At 49.2% G+C, this 14,239-nt stretch carries 11 protein-coding genes and 1 pseudogene; 10 read left to right on the top strand and 2 right to left on the bottom strand.

Annotation, left to right across the window (positions count from 1 at the left end; all coding sequences use genetic code 11):
* The first annotated feature begins 3 nt into the window (after positions 1 to 3).
* The 7 genes and pseudogenes from GPK94_RS05740 (at position 4) to GPK94_RS05715 (ending at position 10,621) form a co-directional block, all read left to right on the top strand.
* A complete protein-coding gene (locus GPK94_RS05740) occupies positions 4 to 453 on the top strand; it encodes an HTH domain-containing protein (protein WP_215654975.1) in 450 nt (149 codons plus the stop codon).
* A 722-nt stretch (positions 454 to 1,175) separates the two neighbouring features.
* Complete coding sequence (locus GPK94_RS15980) at positions 1,176 to 1,520, top strand: TnpV protein (RefSeq protein WP_252192524.1); 345 nt, start codon at positions 1,176 to 1,178, stop codon at positions 1,518 to 1,520.
* A gap of 23 nt (positions 1,521 to 1,543) precedes the next feature.
* Complete coding sequence (locus GPK94_RS15975; RefSeq protein ID WP_252197107.1) at positions 1,544 to 8,035, top strand: N-6 DNA methylase; 6,492 nt, start codon at positions 1,544 to 1,546, stop codon at positions 8,033 to 8,035.
* A gap of 12 nt (positions 8,036 to 8,047) precedes the next feature.
* Positions 8,048 to 8,542, top strand: coding sequence for a hypothetical protein (locus tag GPK94_RS05730; protein ID WP_215654971.1), 495 nt, complete (start codon positions 8,048 to 8,050; stop codon positions 8,540 to 8,542).
* Between the two features lie 86 nt (positions 8,543 to 8,628).
* Positions 8,629 to 8,919: pseudogene (locus GPK94_RS05725) on the top strand (DUF3848 domain-containing protein); the annotation flags it as partial.
* A 38-nt stretch (positions 8,920 to 8,957) separates the two neighbouring features.
* Positions 8,958 to 9,893 (top strand): toprim domain-containing protein, encoded by a 936-nt coding sequence (locus GPK94_RS05720; protein WP_215654967.1) that lies wholly within the window; start codon positions 8,958 to 8,960, stop codon positions 9,891 to 9,893.
* The gene (locus tag GPK94_RS05715) at positions 9,890 to 10,621 is read left to right on the top strand and encodes a DUF3846 domain-containing protein (RefSeq protein ID WP_215654965.1); all 732 of its coding nucleotides are present in this window, start codon (positions 9,890 to 9,892) and stop codon (positions 10,619 to 10,621) included. The genes GPK94_RS05720 and GPK94_RS05715 overlap by 4 nt, the downstream gene beginning before the upstream one ends.
* A 180-nt stretch (positions 10,622 to 10,801) precedes the next feature.
* On the opposite strand, the gene GPK94_RS05710 is transcribed toward GPK94_RS05715, so the two are convergent.
* Positions 10,802 to 11,521 (bottom strand): Fic family protein, encoded by a 720-nt coding sequence (locus tag GPK94_RS05710; protein ID WP_110436359.1) that lies wholly within the window; start codon positions 11,519 to 11,521, stop codon positions 10,802 to 10,804.
* A complete protein-coding gene (locus GPK94_RS05705) occupies positions 11,514 to 11,717 on the bottom strand; it encodes an antitoxin VbhA family protein (RefSeq protein WP_110436360.1) in 204 nt (67 codons plus the stop codon). Before GPK94_RS05705 ends, GPK94_RS05710 begins: the two co-directional genes overlap by 8 nt.
* A gap of 55 nt (positions 11,718 to 11,772) precedes the next feature.
* On the opposite strand from GPK94_RS05705, the gene GPK94_RS05700 reads away from it, so the two are divergent.
* From GPK94_RS05700 to GPK94_RS05690, 3 genes are read left to right on the top strand one after another with little or no spacing between them, the layout of a single operon-like run.
* Positions 11,773 to 12,096 carry a hypothetical protein gene (locus GPK94_RS05700; RefSeq protein ID WP_118285596.1) on the top strand — a complete coding sequence of 108 codons (324 nt, stop codon included), beginning with the start codon at positions 11,773 to 11,775 and terminating at the stop codon, positions 12,094 to 12,096.
* Position 12,097: 1 nt separating this feature from the next.
* The gene (locus tag GPK94_RS05695; RefSeq protein ID WP_118360351.1) at positions 12,098 to 13,516 is read left to right on the top strand and encodes a relaxase/mobilization nuclease domain-containing protein; all 1,419 of its coding nucleotides are present in this window, start codon (positions 12,098 to 12,100) and stop codon (positions 13,514 to 13,516) included.
* Complete coding sequence (locus tag GPK94_RS05690) at positions 13,458 to 14,237, top strand: PcfB family protein (protein ID WP_110436363.1); 780 nt, start codon at positions 13,458 to 13,460, stop codon at positions 14,235 to 14,237. Before GPK94_RS05695 ends, GPK94_RS05690 begins: the two co-directional genes overlap by 59 nt.
* The last annotated feature ends 2 nt before the right edge of the window (positions 14,238 to 14,239 follow it).

The following is a 14,239-nucleotide window of genomic DNA, read 5'->3' as shown; positions in this document are numbered from 1 at the left end:
CGTATGGATAAGAACGCAGCACTGTGCGTGTATCTGAAGAAATATCATACCGGAAAAGAAAAAGCTGTTCCGAGCACAGAGCTGGAGCAGCTTTTTTCCGTGAACGGGCGTAACCTGCGCCGCAAGATCAATCGCTTGCGTCAGGATGGCGTTCCGATTTGCAGTGACCGGAGCGGATACTACTTCGCAGCAAATCAGGAAGAAGTGAATGCGACGGTCTTTCGTTTGACTGGACTGGTAACGAAAATATCCAATGCCCGTACAGGACTGCTGTATTCTTCGCTTTTGGGAGAGCTGCCGATTCCCATTGAGGTGACAATTCAGATTGATGATGGAGGTGAACGAGATGCCGAGCAAGTATCAGGTGATTACAGAGATGGAAGCAGAACATCTGCGGACTTTGACAGTGGATACGAACCACTATATGGACTTCTTGACCACTGCGGCGAATAATTTCAAATATTCGTTTCAGGAGCAGCTGCTGATTTTCGCACAGAAGCCTGATGCGACAGCCTGCGCCGAAGTCTGTTGGTGGAATAAGCATGGCCGCTGGATCAACCGCAATACCAAAGGCATTGCGCTGCTGGTCGATACGGATGCACCGTATAAGCTGCGTCATGTGTTTGATGTATCCGATACCAACAGCAGAGCAGGCAAAGAAGTTCCCATCTGGAAGATGGAACAGAGATTCATTGAGCCAGTCAAAAATGTGTTGGCAGAACGATATGAGGTTGATGCCCAAGAGTCACTGGAGGATTGCCTGCTCAATGTGGCGGTCACATTCGTTAATGATAATTATCAGGATTATCTGGCAGAGCTGATGGAGGCAAAAGCGGGCAGCCTGCTGGAAAAGCTGGACGAGGACAATACACGCATACAAATGCTGACCGCACTCAGTTACAGTGTCGGCTATATGCTGCATATCCGCTGTGGACTTCCGGGCAGAGCATATTTCGGAAATTCTCTGGACAAGGTCTGCAATTTTAATACGCCAGATGCTATTTCTATTCTGGGAGCAGCAGTCAGTGATATGTCTGAGGTTCTGCTCCGCGATATCGCAGTTTTAGTGCAGGATTTGCAGCGAGAAGAAAGAAATCAGAATCGCACATTTGAGGTTCCGGCGGACAGCCGGTATGATGTGAACAGAACAGCAACAACAGAAGGGAGCGCTGAATATGGAAGTGACCTATCACAAGGAGGGCGAGTATTACCTGCCGGATCTGATCGTGCCGGAGGCACCGAAGGTTGGGAGGTATGGAATGCTGCGGCGGAGATTCCTTCGGGAGAACCGGAACGGCACGTACACAGCAATGCTGCTGACCGGCAGGCTGAATCAGCATCTGGAGGAGATCGACCGTCAGGCGAACGAGATGATGGAAACGCTGACCGCGCAGATGGCGAAGCAGGAGGGCGTGAACGAGAGCCTGAAAGCGGAGAACCAGATGAAGTGGGTCGGGCTGATGAACAACATCCAGGCAGCAGCGGAGGAAATCGTGCTGAAGGAACTGGTGTACCGGTAACGCGAGATATTGGCGCTGCCGCGATGCGGGCCGTTGGCTCGACCGGATTGGAGGTCTTTCACGATGAGTGGTACAAGGACTCCAAGGCGCCGTATTACCACTCCGATGAGGAAAAGAATGAGCTGCTGCGTACCAGTGATGCGCTGAAAGGCCATCGGACAGAAATCGCTTCATTTTTTGCTGACCATGAGGACAAGAATGAACGTGCAGATTTTATCAAAACGTTCTTTGATAACACGTTCACCGAAATGATACTGAGCAACGGTCAGCGGGCAGGCTATCGAGCATTTGACACAGTGTTTATGATGTGGCGAGGCTCGGCAAGCGACCCGGATCAGAGAGTGATTATGAAGTGGAGCACGGTTGCAGACCATATTACCGGAATGATCGTGCTGCATGAGTGGCTTTCACCGGATGAAGCAGTTTTGCCCAGCGTAAATGAACAGCTTTCTCTGATTGGCGAAGCCGAGTCCAAAAAAGACTCGGCTTTTGTTATGCCGCAAGAGGCGATTGATTATGTGCTCAGCAGCGGCAGCGGATTTGAAGATGGTAAACGGCGTATCTATCAGCAGTTTCTTAAGCAGGAAGGAACAGAAGCGAATGTTCGGTTTCTGCGGCGAGAGTACGGAATCGGCGGCCATTCTGATGCCATTCCCGGTACAGACTACTGGCTGGAGTATGATGCAAAGGGGCTTCACCTCAGCAAACTGCATGATGACGGCAGCAAGGCAGTTAATCTGTCCTGGAATGTTGTTGAGAAGCGCATTGGTGAGTTGATTGCACTGGGACGGTATCTGAGTAAGGCAGAAATTGAGCGAATCAGTGCGGAACAGTCTTCAACGAAAGCGGATCAATCGACTGCTGCCCCGGCAAATGAAGAAGAATCGGTGCAGCGGCACTACTCACTTGGCGATAAGGTTTATCTGGGCGTTAAAGAATATGAAATTCTTGCAATCGACGATCATATGGTTCGGTTGTATGATTCGGAGTACCCGCTGTTCAACGAAGAACTGAGCCGCAGTGACTTTGATCGGCGCATTGCAGAAAATCCGCTGAATGACCAGCCGAAAGAAAACAGTGGCGAGCAGGCAGCCGGTGTAAAACCGCAAGCAATTGGCCGATTGGACTATCTGGACTCGAATGGACATGTCGGAGAGCAGGTGGAATATGATGACGAAATCCAGCTTGTCGAGCAAGTCAAAGAAGACGTAGATACAGGTGCACCGTTTACCATTACCTTGTATCGTGACCAGAACGGCACTACCATTCCACAGGATTTCCTGACAGACCTTGGAACACCGCCAAAGGGCTTTGCAGTCGTGGACTACGCAGAGGGACACAGAGAATATCTGCTGAACGAAAGCATACGCATGATCAACCTGTACGCGCTGGAGTGCTTTGAGGAGAAAGCGGATTTCAGCGATCTAACCGCAGTTCCGCTGGCGTACAGCACATCGGGTGATGGTGAGCACAGTATTCAGGTGGATGCAGACCTTGAGCACTGTCGTATGCTTTATGCAGTAGATAATGAAGCGGTTGCCCTAATTCAGTATGCAGATTTAGGTGATATGAATGAGTTCCTCGTGAATATGACATTTGATGAACTCGTTGCCTTTGCAGAACACGAATATGCCGCCCAGCATAAAGGGTCTGAACAGACGCAGGAACCTCAGCTTACACCGCCGGCTGTAAGAAAAAAAGACAAGGCAGCACCGTTGACACTGCTGCCGGAGATACCGGATTCAGAACGCTCAGAGTATCACATTTCTGATGACTTACTGGGTGTCGGAACGCCGAGTGAGCGGTACGCACGAAACATTCGCGCGATTACCACACTGAAAAAGGTGGAAGCTGAAAACCGCCTGGCAACACCGGAAGAACAGTCGGTGCTTGCACAATATGTCGGCTGGGGCGGTTTGGCGGATTGCTTTGATGAGCGCAATAGTCACTATGCCGAACTGAAAGAACTGCTGTCTGATGAGGAGTACGAAGCTGCGCGCGAATCGACGCTGACAGCGTTCTACACGCCGCCTGTTGTGATTCGGTCGATGTATCAGGTTTTAGAAAGGCTTGGATTCCAGCGCGGTAATATTCTGGAGCCGTCCTGCGGTGTTGGCAATTTCATCGGCATGCGTCCGGGTAATCTGGCCGACTCGAAAATCTATGGTGTAGAGCTGGACAGCATCAGCGGACGAATCGCGCAGCAGCTTTATCAGAAATCTTCTATCGCTGTTCGCGGGTTTGAGAAAACAGATCTGCCGGATAGCTTTTTTGATGCCGCTATTGGAAATGTGCCGTTTGGCTCTTTTAAGATCGTAGATAAGCGGTACGACAAGTATAACTTCCTGATCCATGACTATTTCTTTGCCCGCACAATAGATAAGGTGCGACCTGGTGGTATTATCGCGTTTATCACCAGTAAAGGCACGATGGACAAGGAGAATCCGTCTGTACGCAAATACCTGGCACAGCGAGCGGAACTGCTCGGAGCAGTTCGCCTGCCCAATAATACGTTCAAGGATGCAGCGGGAACAGAAGTCACCTCAGACATCCTAATTCTCCAAAAGCGTGACCGCATGATCGATCAGCTGCCGGCATGGGTTAGCCTTGGCGTTGATGCAAATGGTTTGCCCGTGAATCAGTACTTTGTAGATAATCCGAATATGGTGCTTGGAATCATGCAGGAAGTGAGCGGACCCTACGGTCCGGAAACAGCCTGCCTTCCGATTGACGGCAGCAGTCTGGAAGAACTTTTAACGGATGCAATTCAAAACATCAATGGTTCTGTGATGGAGTACGAAGTTGATGATCCGGAAAGCGAGGAAGAAGATCGCTCTATCCCGGCTGACCCGTCCGTACGCAACTTCAGCTTTACTGTTGTAGATGGTGAAGTCTATTATCGGGAAAACAGCATCATGCACTCGGTCGATTTGTCTGTAACCGGCGTAAACCGAGTCAAAGGCTTAATTGCAATCCGCGAGTGTGTCCGTAAGCTGATCGAATATCAGACAGAAGATTACCCAGACACAATGATTCAGCAGGAACAGACTAACTTGAATGCCCTGTACGATGCGTTTGAGAAAAAGTATAAGCGCATCAATACCAGAGCAAACAAATCAGTCTTTGGAGATGATAGTTCCTTCTGCCTGCTTTCTTCACTGGAAGTTCTGGATGATGAGGGGAACTTCGTGCGTAAGGCAGATATGTTCAGCAAGCGCACAATCCGGCAGCATACCGAAATTATCAGCGTTGATACCGCATCGGAAGCTCTGGCGGTTTCCATGGGTGAAAAGGCAAAGGTCGATATGCCGTATATGATGCAGCTGACCGGGAAAATGGAAGAAGAAATCTTTGCTGACCTCAGCGGCGTTATTTTTCGGAACCCGCTTTATGAGGAGAACGGCAGTCAGGCGAAATACCTTACCGCAGATGAGTACCTTTCGGGCAATGTGCGTGAAAAACTGGCGGAGGCTCGAAGATCGGCTGAAAGCGATCCAGTATTCGCAGTGAATGTGACGGCTTTGGAAGAAGTTCAGCCGACGGATCTGACCGCAAGTGAGATTTCGGTTCGACTTGGAGCAACATGGCTTCCAGAAGATGTGGTTCAGAAATTCATGTATGAGCTGCTGGACACGCCGTATTACGCGCAGTGGAAGGTAAAAGTGCATTATTCCCGCTACACCGGCGGGTGGAATGTAGAGGGCAAGTCCTATGACCGCAGCAATATCAACGCGACCAGCACCTATGGTACAGATCGTGTGAATGCCTATAAAATCATTGAGGAAACGCTGAATCTGCGAGATGTGCGGGTGTTTGACTATATCGAGGATGAAAACGGCAAGCGAGTGCCTGTCCTGAATAAGAAGGAAACTGCAATCGCACAAGGCAAGCAGGAACTGATCAAGCAGGCGTTTCAGGACTGGATCTGGAAGGACCAGCCGAGAAGAGAACGGCTGTGCAGGCTCTACAATGAGCAGTTCAACGCATTGCGCCCTCGTGAGTATGATGGCAGTCATTTGAACTTTGTGGGTATGAACCCTGAAATCCAGCTGCGGCAGCACCAGTTGAACGCAGTTGCACACATTCTCTACGGAGGCAATACGCTGCTGGCACACGTTGTGGGGGCAGGGAAGACCTTCGAAATTGTTGCCGCAGCTCAGGAGAGCAAACGGCTTGGATTGTGCAGAAAATCGCTGATTGTTGTGCCGAATCACCTGACGGAACAGTGGGCGGCAGAGTATTTGCAGTTGTATCCTTCTGCCAACATTCTGGTTGCAACAAAGAAGGACTTTGAAACAAAGAATCGCAAGCGCTTCTGCGGCCGAATTGCAACCGGGGATTTTGATGCCATTGTGATTGGACACAGTCAATTTGAGAAGATTCCAATGTCTGTTGAGCGGCAGCGTTATATTCTGGAGCAGCAGTACCATGAAATCATAGATGGTATCCGAGAACTGAAAGAACAGAACGGAGATCGTTTCTCGGTCAAGCAGTTGGAACGCTCTAAGAAAGCAGTGCAGGCAAAGCTAGATAAGTTGAACGACCAGAGCCGAAAAGATGACCTTGTTACCTTTGAAGAACTGGGTGTTGATCGACTGTTTGTGGACGAGGCGCATTACTATAAAAACCTTGCTGCATTTTCTAAGATGCGGAATGTGGGCGGTATCAGTCAGACGGAAGCAATGAAATCCAGTGATTTGTATATGAAAATCCGTTATCTGGACGAGATTACCGGTGGCAGAGGAACAGTATTTGCGACGGGCACCCCAATCAGCAACAGCATGGTGGAGTTGTACACGATGCAGAAGTATCTTCAGTACGGGACCCTGAAAGAGAAAAATCTGCTGCACTTTGATGCCTGGGCAAGTACCTTTGGTGAAACCGTTACTGCCATTGAACTGGCACCCGAGGGAACAGGATATCGGGCGAAGACACGATTCGCACGATTTTATAATCTACCGGAGCTAATGTCACTGTTTAAGCAGACGGCAGATATTCAGACGGCGGATATGCTCAAGCTGCCGGTTCCGATAGCAAATTATCACAATGTGGTACTGAAACCGTCAGCCTATCAGGTGGAAATGGTGAAAGACCTCTCGGAACGTGCTGAGCGTGTGCGCAATCGTATGGTTGATTCCAGTGTGGACAATATGCTTAAGATTACGAACGATGGACGCAAATTGGCACTGGATCAGCGGCTGATGAACCCTATACTGCCGGATGACGAAAACAGTAAAGTCAGTGCCTGCGCAAAGAATGTGTATGAAATCTGGCAGAAAACTGCGGAACAGAAATCAACGCAAATGGTTTTCTGTGACCTGTCAACGCCGCATAACGATGGCAATTTCAATATCTATGATGGCATTCGGGATAAGCTGCTGGATTTGGGTATTCCCAAAGATCAGATTGCCTATATTCATAATGCAGCCAGTGAGGCGCAGAAGAAGGAACTGTTCGGCAAAGTCCGCAGCGGCGAAATCCGAGTGCTGATTGGCTCAACGCAGAAAATGGGTGCCGGTACGAATGTCCAGAAAAAGCTTATCGCCCTGCACCATGTCGATTGCCCGTGGCGACCGTCTGATTTACAGCAGCGCGAAGGCCGCATTATCCGTCAGGGCAATGAGAACCCGGAAGTTGAGATTTACACCTATGTAACAGAGAATACTTTCGACAGCTACCTCTATCAGATGGTTGAGGGAAAGCAAAAGTTCATTGGTCAGATCATGACTTCCAAAGCACCGGCCCGATCGGCGGAGGATATTGATGAAACAGCATTATCTTATGCCGAGGTGAAGGCACTTTGTACCGGTAATCCGTATATCAAGGAAAAGATGGATCTGGATATTGCAGTTCAACGGCTGAAAATGCTGAAAGCAAGCCATTTGAGCCAGAGATATGCACTGGAGGATAAGATCGCAAAAGCGTTTCCAGATCAGATTGCGGCGCTGGAACAGAAAATCAGCGGATACAAGAGTGATATTGAGCTGCGAGAGGCACAGACAATGCCGAATGAAGACGGTTTTTCTTCAATGGAGGTCGAGGGAACCGCCTATATCGAAAAGAAAGCTGCGGGCAGTGCATTGCTGGCAGCGGCGCATAATATGACAAGCCCTGATGCGATTCCAATCGGAATGTATCGGGGCTTTGCCATGGTCCTCTCGTTTGACACCTTTGCAAAGGAGTATCGACTGAATCTGAAAGGCCAGCTCAGTCATCCGATTTCTCTTGGTACAGACCTGTTTGGCAATATCCAGCGCATTGATAATATGCTTGCCGGATTGGAGAGCGATCTCCGGCAGTGCGAGGCACAGCTGGATAATGCAAGTGTTCAACTGTCCAATGCCAAGGCGGCAGTGGACAAGCCGTTCCCGCAGGAAGATGAACTGAAAACCAAGCTGGCACGACTGGATGAACTGAACATTCTACTCAATCTGGATAAGCGGGAGAATGAAATTGTGGACGGCGAACCCGATGAGGGGGAGCCGAAAGAAAAGAAACGCGAAATGGAACGATGAGGAGATGAGAGTTTGACAACAGCAATGAGTCTTGGCCTGCTGTTTATCGCTAAGATGGCAGACAACGCCTTGAGCACCGTAAAAACGATTATGATTCAGAGAAACCGGAGTCTGCTGGCAGGCGTAGCAATTGCGCTTTCCAGCTTTCTTTATTTCTGGATTACACGCAGTGTGGTTCTGGCAGATAGCATGTTGACTACACTGACGGTAGCAGTGGCCAGCGGAGTTGGCTGCTTTTTGGTCAGCGGCATCAATAACAAGCTTTCCAAAGACCGCATCTATATCAATGTGGTGATGTCCGATGATATGGCTGCAATGCAGGACTTTCGGGATTACCTTGCCAAACATCATATTACCAATGTTGCGTCAGATAGCTATACGCTGGACTGGAATCGCAAGACGCTGACCGTAACAGCATACGCAGAAACCAAGGAGCAGAGCCGAATCATCAATTCATATATGGAGAACTCGGATACCAAATATAAACGGGTGATTCACAAAGCCTGAATGAACTTGCGTAGGGGAATCTCCTCCCCTACCCTACATAGCTGCTTTCGTGTCAGCTGTGAATTGAAATTAAGAAGGTGATGGTAATGAACAACGAGAAACTGAATACTGCGCTCTATCAGAAGATGGAGCGTGAGCAGGACAAATATCGCAAGTGGCTCGTTCAGTGTCCGCCAGAGGAAATTCTTTCTCATGCTTATGAGTATGCTGTGCGCGAGGATATTCTGATGGCTATGGAAGAATTAAATTTGCCGGACGATCAGGCGATGGCACTGCTCAAACAGCGTGAGCCGCTCGACGACGTATTCAAGGATTTCAGCAAACTGGAAACCGACTACATGGAAACGGTGCGCGGTGCGATCGAGTCGTTTGCGGAGCGGAAAGCGGCAAAGGACCGGAACTGGGAGGCGAGGTAATGCCGGTTGTATCAAAAGAAGAAATCGCCAATGCCAGAAAGATGGATCTGCTGTCATACCTCAGAGCGTATGAACCGGGCGAGTTGGTGCGCTTTTCGGGTGAAACGTACTGCACCAGAACGCATGATTCGCTGAAAATCAGTAACGGAAAGTGGTATTGGTTTTCGCAGAATATCGGCGGTCGGTCGGCACTGGATTATCTGGTTAAGGTGAAGGAGATGTCGTTCCCGGAGGCAGTGAAAATGCTCAACGGGCAGGCTGTTCAGCCGATATGCTACGAGAAACCGCCGCCTGCCCCGAGAAATCTGCTTTTGCCGTCATTGGACACCAATACAAGCAAAGCAGAGGCGTATCTAAAGAGCCGAGGAATCCATCCGCAAATCATAGCATATTGCATTCAACACGGATTGCTGTTTCAGTCAGAGAACGCCAATGATGTTATTTTTGTCGGATACGATACCAAAGGAACCCGGCGTTATGCAGCGCTGCGCTCCATGACTACGGATTACAAGGGCGAGGCAACCGGCAGTGATAAACACTTTTCCTTTGCACTGGTTGCGGATGACAGACCAGTTAGAGAGGTTCATGTCTTTGAGGCCGCGATTGATGCCATGAGCTATGCATCGCTGAAAATCATGTATCACAAAGACTGGAGAAAAATCGCGTATCTGTCGCTGGCAGGCGTGTTCGCGAGTAAACGGGCGAATGTAGTGCCGGTAGCGCTGGAGCAGTTTCTGAAAGACCACTCGCAGATTACGAAGGTGGTTCTGCATCTGGATAATGACCGGGTGGGTCGGCAAGCGGCGGAAAGTATTATGGGCGGCTTAGATAAGAAGTATACGGTCCTGAACCGCCCGCCGCGAGCCGGAAAAGATGTGAACGATTATCTGCGAATGGAGATTGTAAATCGGAATGGAAAGGAGCGAGAACGATGATGGACATTAAAATCTATCAGATCAATTTGAGCAGAGATGACGACCGGGTTGCGTACTTGGGACTTTCTCAGCTTGATAAGTTTCAGGGAAGTTCGGAAGTAAACAGTGGGATTTACGATAAGGAGTTTGAGGGAGCGGTTGAGGTCGATACGCTGGAAGGCGTATATCAGATGTTCAACTGTGACTGCCCGGAAGATTTTCAGGGACACTCGCTGTCGGTTTCTGATGTGGTCGAGATTGTTAACGGTGAAAATGCTGGCTTCTATTTCTGTGACAGCATTGGCTTTCAGCCTGTGAAGTTTGAGCCCGAACAGACACAGAAACTGGATACGAGAACGATGCGAGTTGTTCTGGTGGAGCCGGGCAAGGCAGCGCGTGTTGCAGAGATTGATGGTTCTCTAGAAGGAATGCAGAAAACGGTTAGCGGTTATATTCAGGCGGTCTATCCGTTTGAAGAAACTGTGTGTCTGGTCTGCAATGAGGAAGGCAAGCTGCAGGGACTTCCGCTGAACCGCGCCTTGCGGGATGAAGACAATCGCATCTATGATATTGTGGCGGGAAACTTTTTTGTGTGCGATTGCAGTACGGAGAACTTCAAGAGTTTGAGCGAGGAACAGCTGAAGCGCTACACCGAAAAGTATAAGCGCCCTGAACGATTTGTGCAGATTGATGATCAGATTCTTGCAATTCCGATGCCGGTCAAATCGGATAAGGAACGGGAGCGCTGAAAAAGGCAGAAGACCGAACTGCCGTAAGAGAGCATAGCGGTATCGGTCTAACAAGCAACGGATTTGATTGTGCAAATCCAGCTTGACAGGGGCGAGAACCCCTATGACCCCTATTGGCTCTAACAGAATGAATAAAAAAGGAGAACGCAGGCTGTCGTGGGAAATGACAGTCTGCGTTCTTCAAGTTTCACGCTTGTAATGTGGTAGAGGTTTGTAGGGCTCTCTCTGATATTTGGAATAGCGGTCTGACGATGGGGAAATCGAGTTGCAGAGCGTTTCAACATCATAGTGAATGGGTGCGCTTTGAACAGCATCTAAGAGGATTCGTTCCAAATGCTCGTATTCAGATAATTGATCCAGTGATGCCATGACGAAAGAATCACGGACGTAACCAGCACTGGCGGCGAGCAATTCCTGATCCATGAAATAGCCGTGCTGCTCGACAAAAAAAGTCATCATCATTACTACGGTATGAGTATTGCCCTCGCGGAAAGGATGAACCTGCCAAATACGAGGGAAGCATCGACTGATAGCACTTACAAATTGCTCACGAGTCAGACTATCCCAATTCGGCTGGTATAGTGCGGAAAATGCACTTTCCAAATCATTGGGAATTTCCTCATCATTGCTATACCAAACACTGCGACCAGCTAACAATCGCTCACGCTTTTCAATGTTGATAATGCGGTATTTGCCAGCCCAATCATATAAATCGCCAAAAAGAAAATGGTGGATTTCACAGAGACCCGATGGGGTGAAGTCATGAAAACCGCGTTCGTACAGGAGCATCATGTTTGCCCGACTTTGCTCTGCCTCGATTCGATCAAGTGTGTTCTCATCTTTAATGCCTAACGAATTACGGAGAACAGGCACATCGTCATACAAGTATAAATCAGCCATTTTGGTGTACCTGTGATGCAATCTTTCGATGAAAAGACATTAGTGCGGATTTCATTTGTTCGCCAGTAATCTCGCCTTTCGCCCAGCTAAGAGAAAGCATCCGGGCATAATCAGAAACTGGTGCACCTTCGATTGCATTAATTGCATCAGCGGTCTTTACTGCCGCAACACGTCTATTAAACTGCTGTGTAGTCATAAAATCAACTCCTGACCACAGTATACCATGCTGACAATTAGAAAGGAAGAAAAATATGCGTAAGAGAAATTGCCGTGTAGAAATCTATTTTACCAAGGACGAACTGGAGAGCCTGACCAAGAAGGTTCGCAAGTCCGGCCTGTCCCGTGAGAGCTTTTGCCGCCACCTACTGAATGGCGCGGAGATCAAGGAAGCGCCTTCTGCAGACGTGCCGATGCTGATCAATGAGGTGCGTCGCGTTGGCTACAACATCGATCAGATCCTGCGCATGGCGAATGCGCGCGGCATGCTCGATGTACCCAAGCTGCGCGAAGCGCTGACGGAGAACCGCAAAGTTGAGAAGATGATTACGGCGGCATATACGATGCCGGAAGACTGATATGGCAGTCACTTCAATTTGGCCGGTCAAGAGTCGCTTGGACCATGTGATCAATTATGCGCGAAATCCGGCGAAGACAAGGGAAAGATCTTTGGTGGCACAAGCTTCACTTCATGCAATTGACAACGTGATTGAATATGCGGCGGATACAATCAAGACGGAGGAACGCGCATATGTTTCGTGCCTGAATTGCCGAGAAGACGATGCAGCAGCGCAAATGATGGAAACGAAACGATACTGGGGAAAACCTGATGGGCGGTTGTGCTTCCATGGGTATCAGTCTTTTGCGGAAGGTGAAGTGACAGCGGAAACCGCCCATGCAATCGGAGTGGAATTAGCAGAAGAATTGTGGGGAGAACGATTTGAAGTTGTAATTGCTACACACTGCAACACAGGCCATTACCACAATCATTTTGTAATCAACTCGGTTTCATGGGCAGACGGCTATAAGTTCAATAATTCGAAGTCGGATTATGCCGAGATGAGAAAAATATCAGATCGCTTATGTCGAGAGCATGCAATTTCTGTGATTGATGTGCCGAGCGGCAAAGGAAAACACTACGCACAGTGGTCTGCCGAAAAGAATGGCAAACCAACGTACCGCAGCATGATTCGCGCTGATATTAACCGGGCAATCCGGGCATCGACTACGGAACGGGATTTTATCCGCATCATGCAGGAGATGGGGTATGAACTGAAGACGCGCGGAAAGAGTGGTGAGCCGCTCAAATACCCCGCAATCAAGCCGCCGGATGCCAAAGGATATTTTCGCTTTCACAAGCTGGGCGAGGAGTATTCGCTCGATGCGATTAAAGATCGTATTTTGGACAACATCTCAAAGCAGTATCCGTTTCCTGCTGTAGAGCATCATGCACCACGTAAATATCGAGTGCGCGGAAACGTGCGCAGATCAGTGACAGGCCTTCAAGCCCTGTATTTTCGATACTGTTATGAACTGCATATTCTGGTGAAGCATCCGACATCCGTAAAGCGGGTGTCTTTTTTACTGAAAGAGGATGTTACCAAACTGGATCGACTGGATGCGCAGACAAGGCTTTTGGCAAGAAACCACATCCGTACAGGTGAAGATTTATCTGCATATCAATCAAATGTAGAAGCTGCGGTACAGGCACTCGTTGGAAAACGACATGAATTGCGAAATGAACTGAAATGCGTTAAACGCAGAAATGGTGTTGATGATGCAGTCAAGGCACAGATTAAGGACCTGACTGCGGAGATCAGAGCGAAGCGAAAGGAGGTGGTTTTATGTAGTGAAATAGCAAAGCGTTCCGAACAAGTGCGAGAGAAGTTGGAACGGCTGAATAAACAGAAGAAACTGGAACGAAAGGAGCGAGATGAGCATGAGTTATTCGGGCGACGCGGCAGAACAGGTCGTGAGAATGTCGCTGGAAGGGGCTGAAGTTGCCGCCAAAATCACCGGTGCAGGCGCGAAACAGGTCGCTGTTCTTCTGTATGCCATTCTGCGTGAACAGAAAAAGACCAAGGGTAAGACGCGGCTGACGAATATGCTGCGAAGCGGCAAAGAACTGAAAGTCTTTGCTGTGAAGGACACTGATCTGAAGCAGTTTTGCGAGGCATCCAAGAAGTATGGTGTGCTGTACTGCGTGCTGAAGGACAGGAATGCTGATGACGGTATTACGGATGTGATGGTTCGAGCGGAGGATGCAAGCAAGATCAACCGCATTTTTGAGCGTTTTCAGCTTGCAACGGTTGATATGGGCAGCGTTAAGAGTGAAATCGAACGCAGCCGCCGCGAGAAAGCCGCAGAGGAATTTCCGGAACCGGAGCGCAGCGCAGCCGAGTCGGATAAAACGGCACAGTTGGTAGATTCCATGTTGCAGAAACCGGACAAGGAGCAAGAGGGGCATACACCAAACCCCGCACAGGCTCGGACGACAAAATCCCCTCAGTCCGAGCCTATCTCAAGGCCCAGCGAACGAAGCGAGCGGGATATCTCTAATCGAGAACGGGTACGGCCATCTGTACGGCAGGAACTGAAAGACATTAAGGCAGAGCAGGCTGCGAAGGCCGCAGAGAAAGCGAAGGACCGTGCTGAGAAAATGCCTGCGACTGAGCATCATGCCCCAAAGAAGAAGCGCAGGAAGAGAAAGGAGCGTTGAGC

This window comes from Pseudoflavonifractor sp. MCC625 (assembly GCF_018784545.1).
GTDB lineage: Bacteria > Bacillota > Clostridia > Oscillospirales > Oscillospiraceae > Pseudoflavonifractor_A > Pseudoflavonifractor_A gallinarum.
The sequence above is the reverse complement of the archived record's forward strand: the minus strand, read 5'-3'. Positions and strand labels throughout refer to the sequence as shown.